Source organism: Aeromonas sp. QDB03 (genome assembly GCF_027707985.1).
Lineage (GTDB): Bacteria > Pseudomonadota > Gammaproteobacteria > Enterobacterales > Aeromonadaceae > Aeromonas > Aeromonas hydrophila.
The window spans coordinates 934444-953361 of sequence record NZ_JAPCJG010000001.1; the positions used below are offsets into that span (position 1 = coordinate 934444).

General features: G+C 62.3%; 13 protein-coding genes. 7 read left to right on the plus strand and 6 right to left on the minus strand.

Annotation, left to right across the window (positions count from 1 at the left end; genetic code table 11):
* Nucleotides 1-55: 55 nt before the first annotated feature.
* Complete coding sequence (locus tag PG900_RS04130) at nt 56-961, minus strand: LysR family transcriptional regulator (RefSeq protein WP_270830974.1); 906 nt, start codon at nt 959-961, stop codon at nt 56-58.
* A gap of 101 nt (nt 962-1062) precedes the next feature.
* Between PG900_RS04130 and PG900_RS04135 the strand changes: the two genes are divergently transcribed.
* The 3 genes from PG900_RS04135 to PG900_RS04145 all read left to right on the plus strand — a co-directional run bounded on the left by PG900_RS04135 (nt 1063) and on the right by PG900_RS04145 (nt 4512).
* The gene (locus PG900_RS04135; RefSeq protein ID WP_270799119.1) at nt 1063-1701 is read left to right on the plus strand and encodes an NAD(P)-dependent oxidoreductase; all 639 of its coding nucleotides are present in this window, start codon (nt 1063-1065) and stop codon (nt 1699-1701) included.
* A gap of 469 nt (nt 1702-2170) precedes the next feature.
* Nucleotides 2171-3241: an isopenicillin N synthase family dioxygenase gene (locus PG900_RS04140; protein ID WP_270799117.1), complete on the plus strand. Its 1071-nt coding sequence runs from the start codon at nt 2171-2173 to the stop codon at nt 3239-3241.
* 107 nt (nt 3242-3348) lie between these two features.
* Complete coding sequence (locus tag PG900_RS04145) at nt 3349-4512, plus strand: trans-sulfuration enzyme family protein (protein WP_010634163.1); 1164 nt, start codon at nt 3349-3351, stop codon at nt 4510-4512.
* Nucleotides 4513-4605: 93 nt separating this feature from the next.
* Here the strand turns inward: PG900_RS04145 and PG900_RS04150 are convergent, their stop codons facing one another.
* Both PG900_RS04150 and asd read right to left on the minus strand, forming a co-directional pair.
* The gene (locus PG900_RS04150) at nt 4606-7383 is read right to left on the minus strand and encodes a M16 family metallopeptidase (RefSeq protein ID WP_270830975.1); all 2778 of its coding nucleotides are present in this window, start codon (nt 7381-7383) and stop codon (nt 4606-4608) included.
* A 569-nt stretch (nt 7384-7952) separates the two neighbouring features.
* On the minus strand, nt 7953-9068 hold the full coding sequence (gene asd / locus PG900_RS04155; RefSeq protein ID WP_017779952.1) for an aspartate-semialdehyde dehydrogenase: 1116 nt from the start codon (nt 9066-9068) through the stop codon (nt 7953-7955).
* A gap of 339 nt (nt 9069-9407) precedes the next feature.
* On the opposite strand from asd, the gene sugE reads away from it, so the two are divergent.
* The 4 genes from sugE (at nt 9408) to pflB (ending at nt 15168) form a co-directional block, all read left to right on the plus strand.
* Nucleotides 9408-9722: a quaternary ammonium compound efflux SMR transporter SugE gene (gene sugE, locus PG900_RS04160; RefSeq protein ID WP_270830976.1), complete on the plus strand. Its 315-nt coding sequence runs from the start codon at nt 9408-9410 to the stop codon at nt 9720-9722.
* Nucleotides 9723-9849: 127 nt separating this feature from the next.
* Nucleotides 9850-11610, plus strand: a complete 1761-nt coding sequence (ycaO, locus tag PG900_RS04165; protein WP_270830977.1) for a 30S ribosomal protein S12 methylthiotransferase accessory factor YcaO — start codon at nt 9850-9852, stop codon at nt 11608-11610.
* Between the two features lie 381 nt (nt 11611-11991).
* Nucleotides 11992-12840, plus strand: a complete 849-nt coding sequence (focA, locus tag PG900_RS04170) for a formate transporter FocA (protein ID WP_011705812.1) — start codon at nt 11992-11994, stop codon at nt 12838-12840.
* Between the two features lie 45 nt (nt 12841-12885).
* Nucleotides 12886-15168 carry a formate C-acetyltransferase gene (gene pflB, locus PG900_RS04175; RefSeq protein WP_016350517.1) on the plus strand — a complete coding sequence of 761 codons (2283 nt, stop codon included), beginning with the start codon at nt 12886-12888 and terminating at the stop codon, nt 15166-15168.
* Nucleotides 15169-15291: 123 nt separating this feature from the next.
* On the opposite strand, the gene phnX is transcribed toward pflB, so the two are convergent.
* The 3 genes from phnX to phnW are packed head-to-tail and all read right to left on the minus strand — an operon-like array spanning nt 15292 to nt 18702.
* The gene (gene phnX / locus PG900_RS04180) at nt 15292-16131 is read right to left on the minus strand and encodes a phosphonoacetaldehyde hydrolase (protein WP_270799107.1); all 840 of its coding nucleotides are present in this window, start codon (nt 16129-16131) and stop codon (nt 15292-15294) included.
* Complete coding sequence (locus tag PG900_RS04185) at nt 16124-17563, minus strand: aspartate aminotransferase family protein (RefSeq protein WP_270799105.1); 1440 nt, start codon at nt 17561-17563, stop codon at nt 16124-16126. Before PG900_RS04185 ends, phnX begins: the two co-directional genes overlap by 8 nt.
* On the minus strand, nt 17560-18702 hold the full coding sequence (phnW, locus tag PG900_RS04190; protein WP_270799103.1) for a 2-aminoethylphosphonate--pyruvate transaminase: 1143 nt from the start codon (nt 18700-18702) through the stop codon (nt 17560-17562). The genes PG900_RS04185 and phnW overlap by 4 nt, the downstream gene beginning before the upstream one ends.
* Between the last annotated feature and the right edge of the window lie 216 nt (nt 18703-18918).

The window sequence follows — 18918 nt, forward strand, 5'->3', positions numbered from 1 at the left end:
GGGCTGCCCTCTTTTTTAATCCGGCCAACCGGAACGGCCTTCTTCCTTGCCCGGACTACGGACGTGTCGCCGCGGCCCCCACCGGCTCGGCGAAGTGGCTGCGCAGGGCGGCGATCACCCGGCGCACCTTCTCCGGGATCTCCCGCTGCGGGGTGATGGCGTGGATCTCCATGGGTGGCACCCGAAAGCCCGGCAGCAATTCCAGCAGGCGACCCGAGGCGAGATCTTCGGCGATCTCCCCCTCCGGCTGCAGCGACACCCCCTGCCCCGCCAGGGTGAACTGGCGCAGCGGCAACACGTTGTTGCAGACCACCCGCGGCTTGGGTTTGACCCTGTGCCCCTGCCCTTTCTCGTCGAAGAAGGTCAGGCCGCCGTTCAGCATATCGGCGGCCAGCCAGTCGTGATCCAGCAGCGCCTCCGGGCTGCGCGGGGTGCCCTTGCGCGCCAGGTAGGCGGGTGAGGCACACAGCAGCATCCGGGTCTGGCCCAGCTTGCGCGCCACCAGGGTGGAGTCTTCGAGCGTGCCGACCCGCAGCGCCACGTCGATGCGCTCCTTGATGAGATCCCGCTTCTCGTCGTCGGCGATGATCTGAATGCACAGGCCGGGGTGGGCCTGCAGCAGCGGCGACAGTGCCCTCGCCAGCGGCTGGCCGGCCATCCCCACCGGCGCGGTGATCCGCACCTCCCCCAGCAGGCTGTCGCGCACCTCAGAGAGGCGCAGCTCGGTCTGGTTGAGGGTCTGCTGCAGAGACTGGCACCCCTGCCACACCACCTCCCCCGCCTCGGTCAGGTTGAGGCGGCGGGTGGAGCGGTGCAGCAGAGTGAGGCCGAGCAGGCTCTCCAGCTGGCTGATATGCTGACTGACGGCGGAGGGGGTCATGCCGAGGGCCTTGGCGGCGCCGGTCATGCTGCCCGCCTCGACCACGGCGGCGAAGATGGCGTAACGCTTGAGCTGTTCCATTATTAAATCCAGCTTATAAGTGAATGCAATTTATAACGGATTATTAAATCACATTCGGGGGCGTAGGATAGCCCCATTCCAACAGTGAAGGAGAATCTCCCATGAAAATTGCCCTGATCGGTGCCAGCGGTTTTGTCGGTACAGCCATCCTCAATGAAGCCGTCAGCCGTGGCCATCACGTCACCGCCATCGTCCGCGATGTCAGCAAGGTCGCCGCTCACCCGCAGGTCACCGCCGTGGCGGTGGATGCCCAGGACAGCCAGGCGCTGGCCAAGGTGCTCAAGGGGCACGATCGGGTGATCAGCGCCTACAACCCGGGCTGGACCGTCCCGGACATCTACGATCAGTACCTCAAGGGGGCCAGCGCCATCGTAGCCGCCGCCGTCGCGGCCAACAGCTGGCTGCTGGTGGTCGGCGGTGCCGGCAGTCTGGAAATTGCCCCCGGCGTGCAACTGGTGGATACCCCGGAATTCCCAGCCGAGTGGAAACAGGGGGCCCTGGCCGCCCGCGACGGCCTCACCGCCCTGCGCCGTGAAACCACCCTCGACTGGCGTTTCGTCTCCCCGCCCGTGTTCCTGGAACCCGGCGAGAAGCGCGGCGGCTATCACCTCGGTGGCGATCAGGTGCTGTTCAGCGGTGAACAACCGGCCGGGATCACGGTCGGCGATCTGGCCGACGGCGTGCTCAACGAAGCGGAAAAACCGGCCCACCTGCGCCAGCGCTTCACCCTGGGTTACTGAGCCTGACCTCGGCACCACACAGGGCCCCAGCGCCCGTTACACAAAGGGAGGCATCAGCCTCCCTTTTTGCATCTCTGTATTTGGGCATCTCTGCATTTTGCGCATCTCTGTGCTGGCAGCGATGCTCGCCTCTCTATTTGCCCAACTTGCCCAACTCGCGCTCACATTGCGCTCAAGCCGGCACATGCCGGGTCAGGCCAACATGGGTGCCAAGTGCGCCGGTATATTGCCATTATCGCCGCTCAATCAGCAGCCACCCGGATGGGTGGCGAATTCTATTTCGATTTTTGTATATAACTAAGAATAATTTGTTGTTTCCGTCTTATAACACCGAACAGTAGCATCTCCCTCAATCCAAATGGCGCCATCCCTGGCAACAGGGCGTTGGCCGGTTCATCGGTCAGGGCGTCGTCGTTTTCATGTCAGGTGTGCGGGTAGCATCCCGCCCCTGGCCAGTGAGGAGGTGCACATGGAACATTCACCACTGCCGATCATCGATCTCGCCGCGCTCGACGGCGCCCCCGAGACCCGTCGCCAGATGCTGGCCACCCTTGGCCGGGCGGCCCGTGAGGTGGGCTTTTTCTATCTGATCGGCCATGGCCTGAGCGAGCAAGAACAGCAGGAAACCCTGGCGCTGGCGGCCCGCTTCTTCGCCCTGCCACAGCAGGAGAAGCTGGCAGTGCAGATGGTGCACTCCCCCCACTTTCGCGGCTACAACCAGGTGGGGGCCGAGCTGACCCGGGCGCGGCCGGATCTGCGCGAGCAGTTCGACATCATGAACGAAGAGGCCGCCCTCGATGCCGCCAGCCTGCAGCATCCCTGGCAGCGGCTCATCGGCCCCAACCAGTGGCCGACCGCCCTGCCCGAGATGAAATCTCACCTGCTGGCGTGGCAGGAGCGGCTGAGCGCCATCACCCTCACCCTGCTGGCCGCCTTCGCCGAGGTGCTGGCGCAGCCGGCCGGGGTGTTTGACGACAGCATTCGCGGGGCGCCCCATCAGCACATGAAGCTGATCCACTACCCGGGGCAAGCCGCAGGGGGCAGCGGTCAGGGGGTGGGCGCCCACAAGGATCCCGGCTACCTGACCCTGGTGATGCAGGACCATCACTCCGGGCTCGAGGTGGAGACGGCCGACGGCTGGATCTCGGCGCCGCCCCTGCCGGGCGCCCTGGTGGTCAACATCGGCGAGCTGCTGGAGCTCGCCTCCAACGGCTACCTCAAGGCCACCCTGCACCGGGTGCAGAGCCCGCCGCCCGGGGTATCGCGCCTCTCCTGCGCCTTCTTCATGGCGGCGCGGCTGGATGCGACCGTGCCGCTGCTCAGCCTCTCCCCCGCGCTGGCGGCGCAGGCACAGGGGCCCGAGAGCGACCCGACCAACCCGCTCTTTTATCAGGTGGGGGAGAACGTGCTCAAAGGGAGGCTGCGCTCCCACCCGGATGTGGCGACCCGCCACTATGGCGTCGCCCCGGCGTCGACCAATGCGCAGACAAGCAGCGAACAGATGGCAAAGCGCGAACGGCGCGAGCCACAACTCGCCTGACGCTGCCATACCTAATAGACGGGGGGCGCCACGGTGCCCCCCTTCAGATGACACAAGCAGATGACTCAAACAGTTGGGCCACAGCCTGGCAATGACGGAGCAATACAATGAAATTCAAAACCATGAGCGTGCACAGCGGCCAGCGGATCGATCCCCAGACCGGCGCCCTCACCACCCCGCTCTACCAGAGCAGCACCTTCAGCTACTTCAACGCCCAGGCGGGCAAGGAGCGCTTCGCCGGTCAGGCTCCCGGCTTCATCTACAGCCGCTTTGGCAACCCCACCACCGCCGAGCTGGAGCAGAAGCTGGCGGCGCTGGAAGGGGCCGACGAAGCGCTGGTGGTGGCGAGCGGCATGGCGGCGGTGAGCGCCATCATGTATGCGCTGGCCGACAGCGGCGATGAAGTGGCCTATATCGGTCCGCTCTACGGCGGCACCGATGCGTTTCTCAAGCAGACTTTCAGCCGCGCCGGCATCAAGGTCACCGCCTACGAGAGCGATCAGGATCTGCTGGCCAACATCCGCCCCGCCACCAAGGTGGTACTGTTCGAAACCCTGACCAACCCCACCCTCAAGGTGGTGGATCCGCGGGTGGTAGTGGAAGCGGCCCGCAAGGTGGGCGCCATTACGGTGTGTGACAACACCTTCCTCACCCCCTATCTGCTGCGCCCGCTCGAGCTTGGCATCGACATCGTCATGCACAGCGGCACCAAATACCTGGGCGGCCACGGCGACATCATCGCCGGGGTGGTGGCGGGCTCGCACGCGCTGATGAAGTCGATTCGCACCGTGGCCCTCAAGCACATCGGCTCCCCCATCGGCCCGCAGGAGGCCTACCTGTTGCAGCGCGGGGTCAAGACCCTGCCCCTGCGCATGGATGCCCACCTGCACAACGCCCAGAAGGTGGCCGACTTCCTGGCCGCCCATCCGGCGGTGAAGAAGGTGATCTACCCGGGGCTGGCCAGTCATCCGGGCCACGATGCCCTCGGCGCCTTCGCCAGCGGCTTTGGCGGCATGGTGAGCATCGAGCTGGAAGGCGGGTTTGAGCGCTGTGCCACCCTGCTCGACAATCTGCAACTCTTCGTGCAGGCGGTGAGCCTGGGGGATCTCGAGAGTCTTGCCTGCCATCCGGCCAGCACCACCCACGCTGCCATGGACGAGGCGAGCCGCCTCGCCGCCGGGGTCAATGACGATCTCATCCGCTTCAGCATCGGGGTGGAAGACGCCGACGATCTGATTGCCGATCTGGCCGCCGCCCTGGCCCTGATCTGACCGTTTGCCTCTTTTGAGCGCAAAAAAACAGCCCGCCCCCTGCCAGGGGGCGGGCTGTTTTGCTTGCGGCCATCACCCGATAGGGGCAACCCGCTAGGGTGTGGCAGAGAGGCGCTGCACCGGCCAGCCCAACGCGGCCAGCTCGGGAGCCAGCGTCTTGGCATCCCCCACCACCAGGATCACCATGTCGTCGGGATCGAGCCAGCGGCGGGCCAGCTCACGCAGGGTAAAGGGAGAGAGCCGGCTCACCTGCTGCACCCGCTGCTCCACATAATCCTCCGGCCACCCCTTGAGCAGGATGGGCAGCATGTACTCCATTTCCTGCGGCAACGTTTCGTAATCGAGCGCCTGACCATTGAGCACCCGATCCCGCAGGGTGCGCACCTCCAGCCGGGTCGGCCCCAGCCGCTGATACTTGTCGAGCTCCTGCAGGATCTGCCGCAGGGCTGCCCCGGTCACGCTGCTGCGCACGCTGCTTTGCAGCAGGAAGTGGCCCGCATCGGAGTTGCCGTCGAAGGCGGCGCCGATAAAGTAGGTGTAACCCAGCTCCTCACGCAGCCGGATGTTCAACCGCTCGGCGAGGGAGACATTCATCAGCCGAGTCAGGTACTGCTCGCCGAAGGCATCCTCCGCCATGGCGCGCCGCCCAATCCGGATCTGGCTGAGCGCAGCCCCGGGATTGTCCAGCAGATAGATGGCCCGTTTGGCCTGCTGCCCACGCCACTCCAGAGAGCGCAGGGCCGCCGGCTGACCCGCTGGCTCGACCAGAAAGCCGAGGGCCTTCATCACCCGCTCCTGAGCCAGATCCCCGCTCACCACCACTTGGGCTTCCCCGCTGCGATGGACCGACTGATAAAAGTTGCGCACATCGTCCAAGGTCAGCGCCCGCAGGCTGGCCACGGGATCCAGCGGCTTGTTCCCCTTGAGCAGGGCGCCGAACTGCCAGTCCGCCTGCCACTGGGGATCGCGAGCCAGCTGTTGCAGCCACTGACTGTAGTCAAACTGGCTGCGCTCGAAATCGGCGCTGCGCATGGCGGGCTGCAGCACCAATTCCCGTACCAGCGCCAGCACCTCCTCGAAATGGGAGGTGAGCCCCTGGACCTCGATGGAGCTGCGCTCCTCACCATGTTCGAATCTGATGCTGGCTCCCAGCTGGCGTGCCCGCTCCTCGATGCTCGCCTCCTGCAGCTGTTCGCTGCCAAGGGAGAGCATGGCATCAGTCAGGGTGGCGACCCCGTCCTTGCCCTCGGGCTCGGCCCGCTCACCGCCCGGCCAGTTGATGCTCATGGCAAAGGCCGGCACTTCATCGCTGTAGTGACCGAGCAGAGAGACCCGCTCACCCAGCTTGGCATGCCACAGGGTCGGCATGGGCACCGGCAAGGCACCACCACTGGCCGGCTCCTGGCGTCGATCCAGGGTCTCCTTGATCTGCCTGGGAGCCAGCGTCTGCAGCGGCCGGGCCAGCGGCAAGGGGGGCGGCTCGACGAAGTTGGGGTTGCCCACCTGCCACTCGGGATGCTCGGCCGGCACCACGCTCAGCACCACCCTGGGCTTGTTCAACACATAGCGCGTCAATGCCCGCTGCAGATCGGCCGGCGTCACCCGGGCAAGGCGCTTGAGGTTGCGGTACTGGAAGTTGGGATCCTGAAACAGGGTATAACCTGTGCCCAGCTGCTCCACCTTGCCGGCCACGCTGTCCAGCGGCCAAATCCGTTTGGCGCGCAGGGCATTGACCGAGTGGGCCAGCTGCTCGCGGGTGACCCCGTCGCTGGCGAGCTGGCCGATGACCCGATCGATCTCCGCCTTGATGGGGCCAAGCTCGGCCCCTTTGGCCAGATTGGGAATGGCATGGATCATCAACTTGCATGCCAGCACATTGCATTCATGGCTGGCAAAGACGGAGACCAGCCTGCCGCTTTGCTGCAGCTCTCGCTGCAGAAGGCCGCTGGCCGAGCCCCCCAGCTGATCCGCCAGCAGATCGAGAGCCTCGACCCCGGGATCACTGGCAGAGACGGTCGGATAGGCCAGCACCAGCAGGGGTTCGGCCACCCGATCGGTCAGGGTGCGATAGCGGCTCTTCTTCAGCGTCACCGGACGCACCAGCGGCCGAGTCTGGGCCGGTGTGGCGGGCAAGGCCCCGAAATAGCGCTCGACCCAGGCCAGGGTCTGGGCCGGTTGAATGTCACCGCCGATCACCAAGGTGGCGTTGTTGGGCCCATACCAGCGCAGGAAGAATTGGCGCACATCCTCCAGGGTGAGGCGATCCAGATCCGCAGCCCGGCCAAACGGCGTGTTGAAGTAGGGATGATTGGGCGGGTAAAGCGTGCGATTCAGCGCCTCATAGAAGCGCCCATAGGGTTGATCTTCGACCAGGTTGGCGCGCTCGTTCTTGATGATGTCGCGCTGCACGTCCAGCTTCTGCTGATAGAGAGTATCGAGCAGAAACCCCATGCGATCCGCCTCCAGCCAGAGCACCTTCTCCAGCTGATTGGCCGGCAGCGTCTGGAAATAGCGGGTCTGATCCTCCTGGGTCCAGCCGTTCACATCCTTTGATCCCATCTGTTGCAGCAGGCGGTTATGGCCCTCCTCCCCCACGTGAGCCGAGCCCTGAAACATCATGTGCTCGAACAGGTGGGCCAGCCCGGACTGGCCCGGAGCCTCTTCTTCCAGCCCCACCCGGTAGTGGACCGCCACGTGCACCAGGGGATCGGAGTGATCCTGGGTCAGGATCACCGTCAGGCCATTGTCGAGCCGATATTGCTGATAGGGCACGATCAGTGGATCGGCCACTCTTTTCTGCTCCTTGACCAGCACCGGGCCGGCCAAGGCCAAGACACTGAAGAAATAGAGCAAACTCCACACGACTCTCATGTAATTTCCCAATTCTCGAACCTGAACATTATTATGGGTCACCGTTGCTGCCCTTCATTGGTCTCGCAGCAAGGAGAAAACGGTGACGGCACGCCATGGGCATAACGCGCACTATTGAGCATATAAATATTATTTTCGCCCCCCACGGGGTTGCCGCGAGCCGGCCGCCACGCCGCGTCGGATCACCTGCTGCCACGGCCTCGTGGTATCGGCCTGGCCAGGCGGTCAGTGTAATCAATCAGGCTCGCACTGGATATCTTGAATGGATATTCATTTGTAACAAGGCATATATCCCGCCCATCCCGCGAGCCCACCGCCCCCTATTTTGTGGTACAGATGGAATAGAACGAGTCAGCTACCAGGGCGGCGGCGGGAATATATTTCCGACACTGATTGATCAGTCAGGAAATAATCGATGCGTCACAGTTAATATCTATTTAGTTAATAACAGTGCCACTGCATGGCAAAACCAAGACCTCATGCCTTGCAGCGTCAATGGCGTCGAGCCTGCCCTGTTCCTGCCAAAAAAACAGGGGGCCTGAGCCCCCTGTCGTCGTTCCCGATTGCCATCAACCGCGGTCCAGCAGGATGTTGAGCATGCGGCGCAGCGGCTCGGCGGCGCCCCACAGCAGCTGATCGCCCACGGTAAAGGCGGCCAGGTACTCCGGACCCATGTTGAGCTTGCGCAGACGACCGACCGGGATGCTGAGGGTGCCGGTGACGGCGGCCGGGGTCAGCTCGCGGGCGGTGATGTCGCGATCGTTGGGGATCACTTTCACCCAGTCGTTGTGGGCGGCCAGCAGGGCTTCGATCTCGGCCAGCGGCACATCCTTTTTCAGCTTGATGGTGAAAGCCTGGCTGTGGCAGCGCAGGGCGCCGATGCGCACGCACAGGCCATCCACCGGAATGGCAGCGTTTTCGATACCCAGGATCTTGTTGGTCTCGGCCTGGCCCTTCCACTCTTCGCGGCTCTGGCCGTTGTCGAGCTTGGTGTCGATCCAGGGGATGAGGCCACCGGCCAGCGGTACGCCGAAGTTGTCCACCGGCAGGGTGCCGGAGCGGGTCTTCTCGGTGATCTTGCGCTCGATGTCGAGGATGGCGGAGGCGGGATCCGCCAGCTCCACAGCCACTTCATCACGCAGCAGCCCCATCTGGGTGACCAGCTCACGCATGTGGCGCGCACCGCCACCGGAGGCGGCCTGATAGGTGGCCACGCTCACCCACTCCACCAGATCGGCCTTGAACAGGCCACCCAGGGCCAGCAGCATCAGGCTGACGGTGCAGTTGCCACCGACGAAGGTCTTGATGCCGTTGTTCAGGGCATGCTCGATGACGTCGCCGTTGACCGGATCCAGGATGATGACCGCGTCCTTCTCCATGCGCAGGGAGGAGGCGGCATCAATCCAGTAACCCTGCCAGCCGGCGGCTTTCAGGCGCGGATAGACATCCTTGGTGTAGTCGCCGCCCTGGGCGGTGATGATGACGTCCTGTGCGGCCAGCGCCTCGATGTCGAAGGCATCCTGCAGGGTGCCGGCATCGACGCCGAAATTGGGGGCGGCCTCACCGGCCTGGGAGGTGGTGAAGAAGGTGGGCTGAATGCGGGCAAAATCCTTCTCTTCCTGCATCCGGCTCATCAACACCGAACCCACCATGCCACGCCAACCGACCAAACCTACTTTTTTCATAATGTCCTACCCTGGATAGCTGCTTATAGAAACCGAGTGTGATAACCGTGATCCCTTGTCCGGCGCGGGCCGTTTACAAGCGGTTCACAAAATATGGGTTGCGAAAAATGCGTCTGTCCACATTACGGATTGTGACGGCGGGCGCAAGTCGAATTGCGCAATATTCTGTGCCGTTCGCTGCAATATCCGTCAGCCTGGCCGGCCTGCGGCCAGCCGGTTGGCATCCCGCCACGACTTGGGGCATCATTGAGACCGACCGGCAGCCCCGCAGCCCCTCGGGGACGACCCCGAGGCCTCCTGATGCGCAGGGACGACCCTGCTTCCTGCGGAATCTTCCCTATGTCCTGGTTGCTCCTGCTGTTGGCCGGCCTGTTCGAGGTCGCCTGGGCCATCGGCCTCAAATATACCGACGGCTTCAGCCGTCCCCTGCCCCCCCTGCTGACCCTGATCGTCATGGGGGTGAGCGTGCTGCTGCTCGCCATGGCGGTCAAACAGCTGCCCCTTGGCACCGCCTACGCGGTCTGGACCGGCACCGGCGCAGTCGGCACCGTGCTGATGGGGATCTGGCTGTTCAACGAACCGGCCACCCTCGCCCGGGTGCTCTGCCTGCTGCTGATCATCGGCGGGATCCTGGGTCTGAAATTCATCGGCTGAGCCGTGACCCTGGGCGGTTGAAAGGAGAGCAAAACGGGGCATGGGCCCCGTTTTTTGCCTGCCAAACGCGCCGACCCCTGCTATTATCTGCGGCCAAACATGAGCCAATAAAAATCAGGATATCGTGATGACCGACCACACTTTTATTCCCGGCAAGGACGCGGCGCTGGAAGACTCCATCGAACGCTTCCAGACCAAGCTGCAAGCCCTGGGGTTTGATATCGAAGAGGCCTCCTGGCTCAACCCCGTGCCCAACGTCTGGTCTGTGCACATCCGGGACAAGGAGTGCTCCCTCTGTTTCACCAACGGCAAGGGTGCCAGCAAGAAGGCGGCGCTCGCCTCCGCCCTTGGCGAATATTTCGAGCGTCTCTCCACCAACTACTTCTTCGCCGACTTCTATCTGGGCGAGCAGGTTGCCAATGGCGACTTCGTTCACTACCCGAACGAGAAGTGGTTCCCCATCGAGGGGGATCAGCTGCCGGCCGGTCTGCTCGACAGCTTCACCCGCAAGTTCTACAACCCGGACGGTGAAGTGACTGCCGACATGCTGGTGGATCTGCAATCCGGCAACGAGGAGCGCGGCATCGTCGCCCTGCCCTTCGAGCGCCAGTCCGATCACCAGACCGTCTACATCCCGATGAACATCATCGGCAACCTCTATGTTTCCAACGGCATGAGCGCCGGCAACACCCGCACCGAGGCCCGCACCCAGGGCTTGTCCGAGGTGTTCGAGCGCCACGTGAAGAACAAGATCATCGCAGAAGCGCTGAGCCTGCCGGAGATCCCGGCCGAGGTCATTGCCCGTTACCCCGGCATCAAGGCCTCCATCGAGGCGCTGGAAGCCGAAGGCTTCCCCATCTACAGCTTCGATGCGTCGCTCGGCGGTCGCTACCCGGTCATCTGCGTGGTGCTGCTCAACCCGAGCAACGGCACCTGCTTTGCCTCCTTCGGCGCCCACCCGCGCTTCGAAGTGGCCTTCGAGCGCACCGTCACCGAGCTGCTGCAGGGCCGCAGCCTCAAGGATCTGGATGTGTTCGTACCACCCTCGTTTGACAACGAGCAGGTGGCGGATCACCACAACCTGGAGACCCACTTCATCGACTCCTCAGGCCTCATCAGCTGGGACCTGTTCAAGCAGGATGCGGACTTCGAGTTTGCCGACTGGGACTTCCGCGGCACCTCGCAGGAGGAGTTCGACCACCTGATCGGCATCTTCCACGAGCTGGAGCAGCCGGTCTACATCGCCGACTACGAGCACCTGGGCGTCTACGCCTGCCGCATCCTGGTGCCCGGCATGTCCGACATCTATCCGGCCGAAGATCTGCTGCTGGCCAACAACACCATGGGTGCCCACCTGCGGGAAACCATCCTGGCGCTGCCGGCGCTGGAGTGGGACGCGGAGCAATACATGGCGCTGTTTGACCAGCTGGATGAAGAGGGTCACGACGAGCGCACCCGGGTGCGCGAGCTGCTCGGCATCGCCGCCGCCAAGGGCACCGCCCTGCACACCCTGCGGGTAGGCGAGCTCAAAGCCATGCTGGCGCTGGCCGCCGGCGAACTCGACACGGCGCTCGATCTCATCGACTGGACCATGGAGTTCAACCAGTCGGTGTTCCCGGCCGATCGCGCCAACTACTATCGTGCCCTGCGCGCCTGCGTCGAGCTGTTCCTGGACGAGGATCGTGACCCCGAGCAGTACCGCGCCGTGTTTGCCCGCATGTATGGCGAAGAAACGCTGGCACAGGCCTGGGCCCACGCCAGCGGTGAAGCGCGCTTCCACGGACTGGCTGCCGCCGATCTCTCCCTCAGCCAGTTCCCGCTGCACCAGAAACTGCTGGCTGCCTACGAGAAGCTGCAGAAGGCCAAACGAGCCCATTCATGGGGTTGATGTGGTAACATTCCGAAGGGGCCCTGATGGCCCCTTCTCTTTTATGGTCAGCCAAACGGCCATTTGTTATTCAAAGATGAAATAAAAAACAAAAAATACCTCTTAGGGGGTTGCCAACAAGGAGTAGCGAGTGCTGGGGAGACGCAAAGATGCCTTGCCAGTACCATTTTTAGGCGATGAAAAATAAATTGTTTAAAATCATTGCATTAAAAAATCAGCATTTATGTTTCAGCTGAAACCTGGTGTAAAGCAACGCTGCCGGAGGACTCAAATTTTTGTAGTAAAATTACATTCACAATCTGCAATTCTTGATCGGAGTCAATTTTGACGATCTGGCCCTTTGTTATGATTTCCACAGGCAAAACATCAGGTACATGAGAATTGAAAGCAGAATCTCCCTTTGATTGTCTCAAGCCAGAAGCCATCGCTGCACTGGCAGAAGATATCACCTATGCCAAGGCCACCAAGCCTGCATACAAGGTCATCCCCCTGGCCATCACCGCAGGCGCTTTCATCGCCATTGCTTTCGTCTTCTTCATCACGGTGACTACCGGTGCCGGCAATGTGGCCTGGGGCCTCAGCAAGCTGGTCGGCGGTCTCTGTTTCGCACTGGGTCTGATCCTCTGCGTGCTGCTCGGTGCCGAGCTGTTCACCTCCACCACCCTGACCCTGGTGGCCAAGGCGGCCAACCGCATCACCTGGGCCCAGCTGTTCAAGAACTGGGGACTGGTCTACTTCGGCAACCTCATCGGCGGCCTCATCATCGTCGGCCTAATCATCATGTCGGCCGAATACATGGCGGCAGATGGTCAGTGGGGTCTGAATGCCCTCAAGGTAGCCCAGCACAAGATCCACCATACCTTCTTCGAGGCCCTTGCCCTCGGTATCCTCTGCAACCTCATGGTGTGTCTCGCCGTGTGGATGGCGTTCGGCGCCCGCAGTGCGACCGACAAGGTGATGGTCATGCTGCTCCCCGTCGCCATGTTCGTGGCCTCCGGTTTTGAGCACAGCATCGCAAACATGTTTATGATCCCGGTCGGTATCGCTATCCATGCGGTAGCAGGCCCGGAATTTTGGCAGGCCATCGGCCAGGACCCGGCGACCTTTGCCGACCTGACCGTATCCAACTTCGTCCTACACAACCTCATTCCCGTCACCATAGGTAATATCATTGGTGGTGGCGTCATGGTTGGTCTGACTTACTGGTTTATCTTCCGTCGTCATCATTAAGGATGATTGCGGGATACTACATCAATACCGTGTGAGGTAATGAAAATGGCAGAACTTAACGAACAGTTCCAAAAAGCATGGGAAGGCTTCGCGGCCGGTGAATGGCAGACCTCTGTCAACACCCGTGACTTCATCCAGAAGAACTACACCCCGTATGAAGGTGACGAGTCCTTCCTGGCTGGCGCGACCGAAGCTACCACCAAGCTGTGGGACAAGGTCATGGAAGGCATCAAGATCGAGAACCGCACCCACGCGCCGGTCGATTTTGATACCGACCTGCCCTCCACCATTACCGCTCACGATGCCGGCTATATCGATCAGAGCCTGGAGCAAATCGTTGGTCTGCAGACCGACAAGCCGCTCAAGCGCGCCATCATCGCCAACGGCGGTATCAAGATGGTCAAGACCTCTTGCGAAGTGTACGGTCGTCAGCTGGACCCGATGGTCGAGAAGATCTTCACCGAGTACCGCAAGACTCACAACCAGGGCGTGTTTGACGTTTACACCAAAGACATCCTGAACTGCCGCAAGTCCGGCGTCATCACCGGTCTGCCGGATGCCTACGGCCGTGGCCGTATCATCGGTGACTACCGTCGTGTTGCCCTGTACGGTATCGACTTCCTGATGGCCGACAAACTGGCCCAGTTCAAGTCCCTGCAGGCTGACCTGGAAAACGGTGTCAACCTGGAAGCCACCATCCGTCTGCGCGAAGAGATCTCCGAGCAGCACCGTGCCCTGGCACAGATGAAGGTGATGGCTGCCAAGTACGGTTGCGATATCTCCGTACCGGCCAAGAACGCCAAAGAAGCCGTCCAGTGGACCTACTTCGCCTACCTGGCGGCAGTCAAGTCCCAGAACGGTGCTGCCATGTCCTTCGGTCGTACTTCCAGCTTCCTGGACGTGTACATCGAGCGTGACCTGAAGAAAGGCCTGATCACCGAGCAAGAAGCCCAGGAGCTGATGGACCACATGGTCATGAAGCTGCGTATGGTTCGCTTCCTGCGTACCCCGGAATACGATTCACTGTTCTCCGGCGACCCGATGTGGGCGACCGAGACCCTGGCTGGTATGGGCGTTGATGGCCGTACCCTGGTCACCAAGAACAGCTTCCGTATGCTGAACACCCTGTACACCATGGGCCCGTCCCCTGAGCCGAACCTGACCATCCTGTGGTCCGAGAAGCTGCCGGTCGGTTTCAAGAAGTACTGCGCCAAGGTATCCATCGAGACCTCTTCTGTTCAGTACGAGAACGACGACCTGATGCGTCCGGACTTCAACAACGATGACTATGCCATCGCTTGCTGTGTGTCCCCGATGATCGTCGGCAAACAGATGCAGTTCTTCGGTGCCCGTGCCAACCTGGCCAAGACCATGCTGTATGCAATTAACGGCGGTATGGACGAGAAGCTCAAGATCCAGGTCGGTCCGAAGACCGAAATGGTCAAGTCCGAGTACCTCGACTACAACGACGTGATGGATCGTCTGGATCACTTCATGGACTGGCTGGCCAAGCAATACGTTGCCGCGCTGAACATCATCCACTACATGCACGACAAGTACAGCTACGAAGCCTCTCTGATGGCGCTGCACGACCGTGACGTATATCGCACCATGGCGTGTGGTATCGCCGGTCTGTCCGTAGCCGCTGACTCCCTGTCTGCCATCAAGTTCGCCAAGGTCAAGCCGGTTCGTGACGAAGATGGCGTTGCCATCGACTTCGAAATCGAAGGCGAGTACCCGCAGTTCGGTAACAACGACGCTCGCGTCGATGATATCGCCTGTGACCTGGTTGAGCGCTTCATGAAGAAGATTCAGAAGCTGAACACCTACCGTGGTGCCGTGGCTACCCAGTCCGTGCTGACCATCACCTCCAACGTGGTGTACGGCAAGAAGACCGGTAACACCCCGGATGGCCGTCGCGCTGGTGCGCCGTTCGGCCCGGGTGCCAACCCGATGCACGGTCGTGACCAGAAAGGTGCCGTTGCTTCCCTGACTTCCGTTGCCAAGCTGCCGTTCGCTTACGCCAAAGATGGTATCTCCTATACCTTCTCCATCGTGCCGAACGCGCTGGGTAAAGACATGGAAGCCCAGAAAGCCAACCTGGCCGGTCTGATGGATGGTTACTTCCACCACGAGTCCAACCTGGAAGGCGGTCAGCACCTGAACGTCAACGTGATGAACCGTGAAATGCTGCTGGACGCCATGGAAAACCCGGAAAAATATCCGCAGTTGACCATCCGCGTATCCGGTTATGCCGTTCGCTTCAACTCTTTGACCAAAGAGCAACAGCAAGACGTCATCACCCGTACCTTCACCGCTTCTCTGTAATAGAGTCTCGGTGAGCAAAAACCGGCGCCAAGGCGCCGGTTTTTTTATGCCTGATAGTCAGGGAGCATCGGCCTGCAAACCTGCCGGCAAGGCCGGCACTCCTCTCCTCTTATCCCGCCTTGTTCAGGGCCGCTCTCCTGCCGCTAGGCGGCGGTTGATATCGGCGATAACCGGGGCGATATCCGCCAGAGTGTCGATAACGTAGTGCGCCCCCACCGCCCGCAGTTTGGCCTCGGCCGGTGCACGTCGGGCTGCGATCTCGGCTTCGCCCATGGCGGAAAACGCTTCCCAGGTGGCACCAAATTCGTTGCCGGAGACCGACAATCCCACTGTCCACATGCCCGCGTTCAACCCTTCGCTGATACCCGGCACGGCGTCATCCACCTTGATACAGCGATGCACCGCGCTCACTCCCAGCTCAATCACGTTGGCCAACGCCATCCAGGGGCCGGGGCGACCACCGGCTTTGAGGTCATCGGTGGCGACCCAGTGATCCGGGCGATAGCCGTGAGCGGCCGCAGCAGGTACCAGCGCCTCCATCACCGGACGGGGGTAACCGGAGCAGGAGCCGATCCGCAGCCCTTGTGCTCGCAGCCCATCCAGCACCGGCAGCACACCGGGGATGGGGGCAGCAAAGCGGGTCACGGCGGCAATCTGCAGCGGCATAAAGGTGTGATAAAGGTGGTCCACCTCGGCCTGGCTCATGGGGTGGCCGAAGCGGGCCTGCCAACGCGCATCCACCGAAGGCAGGCGGCCCAGCGCGGCGATATGATCCCACTTGCCCAGCCCCATGGGCTGGCGCGCCTCATCCAGAGTCACAGCAAAGTCATAGGCGCGGGCGAAGGCCTCGACGAAGATGGAGGTGGGGGCGAAGGAGCCGAAATCGACAACCGTACCAGCCCAATCGAGGATCAGCGCCTCTACGTCGGTGGCCGGCTGGATGGCAATTTGCAAGTCAGTCATGGTGATGTTCCTGTTTCGGTGAAAGTGCGATCTCGCCAAGGGCACGATCGAGAATGGTGATAGCGCGCACCAGATCGGCGCGGGCGATATTGAGCGGCGGCGAGAGCTGGATGACATTGCCCTGGGAAACCTTAAAGCTGAGCCCCAGCTCCAGACAGCGGTAGAGCAGCCGCTCGGCGGCCTGGCTATTACGGGTGCGACTCTGGTGATCGACTACCAGATCGAGCGCCCACAAAAGACCAATGCCGCGCACCTGCCCGATCAGCGGGTGACGCTCGGCAAGCACCGCGAGCTCGCGCGCCATAAAGCGGCCATCCTCCTGCGCTTTTGCCAACAATCCCGCTTCGCGGATTGTCTCTATAGTGGCGAGAGCCGCCGCGCAGCCGATGGGGCTCTTCTCGTGGGTGTAGTGACCGAGCGAGATGGCTGCCGCCTGATTGAAACGGTCGCGGGTGATGAGCGCGGCAAACGGCACCACCCCGCCCCCCAGCCCCTTGCCAAGGCAGATGATGTCGGGCTCGATGCCGAACTCCTCGAAGCTGAACCAGTGGCCGGTGCGCCCCAGGGCGTTGGGGATCTCGTCGACGATCAGCAGCACCTTGTGGCGATCGCAGATCTCCCGCACCCGCTGCCAGTAGGCCTTCGAGGGCACCTGCACGTCGGTGTTGCGGATGGGCTCGGCGATAAAGGCGCCGATCCCCCCCTCCTTCTCGATGACGTACTCCAGATAATCGGCGTAGTGCAGATCATCCCCCTCGCCTCGATACCAGACACCGCGATAGCGGGTGGGGGGCGGGATGCGCTCCACTCCGGCCATCAGCGGGCCCATGCCGGCGCGAAAACAGGCTTCGCCGCCAACCGAGATGGCATCGAGGGAGGCGCCGTGAAAGGCATCCCACAGCGACACCACCTTGCTGTTGCCGGTAATAAAGCGGGCAAGCTTCAGGGCAATCCCCACCACCTCGCTGCCACCGGGGGCAAACAGCACCCGGTTAAGATCGCCGGGGGCCAGCTCGGCCAAGATGCGGGCACAGTCGATGGCAACCTGATGGGTGTAGCGGCGTGGCGCAAACGGCAGATCGGCGAGTTGCTGCTGCACCGCGGCCACCACCCTGGGGTGACCGTGGCCCAGCTGATGAACGCTGTTGCCGTGAAAATCGAGGTAACGCTTGCCCGATACGCTGGTCAGCCAGCTCCCCTGCGCCCCCTCAAGCAGATCCAGACAGGGGGTGGAGAGCGCCTGATGGAGAAAGTAGCGGCTATCCTCCGCCAATCCGGCCTGTACATCTTCGTTTTGACCCGCCCACCAGCGTGAGCGCCCCTCGCCGAGGTTGATATCCCCTTCGCTGTCGGCGCGACCGCTGCCGTGCAGCTTATGGTCATGCAAATCGCAGCTACGCAGATCGCAACCGTGAGCCAGCATACTGGTCATCGCGCGTCCCCTTGCCAGTAGCAGGCGCTGGCCATGGCGGCGAGCAAGCAGCGCACCCGCGCTGGCGTCACGTCACCGATATTGCCGATGCGAAAGCAGTCGGCCTGAGAGACCTTGCCCGGATAGATGACAAAGCCCTGCGCCTTGAGCCGCTGGTAGAAGTCGGCAAAACGGTAGTCCGGGTGGGCCGGAGAGTAGAAGGCGGTGATGATGGGAGACTGCCATTTTTCTGGCAGCAGCGGCGCAAAGCCAAGGGCGGCCATGCCATCCACTAGGGTGCGCTGATTGTCGCAGTAGCGCCGATGACGGGCGGCAATGCCCCCCTCTTCGTCCAGCTCGCGCAGGGCCTGGGCAAAGGCGAGCACGGTATGGGTGGGCGAGGTAAAGCGCCACTTGCCCCCCTGCAGCTCCATGGTCTGCCACTGGGCGTGCAGGTCGAGGGAGACCGAGCGGGCGCGACCGGCGCTGGCCGTGAGCGCCACGCGGCGGGCGATGACGAAGCCAAAGCCCGGTACCCCCTGAATGCACTTGTTGGCCGAGCTGATGAGAAACTCGATGCCAAGGCGCCCCATGTCGATGGGGATACCGCCAAAGCTGCTCATGGCATCGACGATAAGGCGAATGCCGCGGCGCTGGCAGAGCGCAGCCACCTCCTCAAGGGGGTTGAGCATGCCGGTGGTGGTCTCGCAGTGCACCATGGCCAAGTGGGTGATCTCGGGGTGGCGTGCCAACATCGCCTCGATGGCGGCGGGTTCGGGGCGGGTTGTCTCGCCGCAGTCGAACTCATGGTGGCGCAGGTCAAGGCAGCGGGCCATCTCCCCCATGCGGGCACCGTAGGCGCCGTTGTTGATGATCAGCAGACACTCATCGACACCTATCGCCGAGCCCAGCACGCTCTCCACCACATAGCTGCCGCTCCCCTGCAGCAGCACGGCGCTGTAGTCGCTCTCATATTCCGGGCCAGTGGCGAGGCGCACCAGCTCGCGGCGGATGGGCTCTACCACACCCAGGTTGTAGTCCGCATCCCAGGTGCAGCTGTCTTGCAGCATGGCGGCGCGCACCGTGGCGGTGGTCGAGAGAGGGCCCGGGGTCAGCAGCAGGTAATCGACGGCGGCAGGGGCCGCAGGAATATGGGTCATGACTTCGCTCCTTTTGGTATATACCAGAATGAGCGCATTGTGGGTAACTGCCCCGCCAAGGTCAAAGGGGTGGCGTTACGTGCAACAAAAAATTCATTTTCAGCGGCGGGATCGCGATAATCTAGGAAGCCTGAACAACAGGGGCCACACTGGTATCTACCAGTGCATTTTGATGTCGCCGTTTAACCACCGGGCAAATGACCAGCCCTGTGCCCA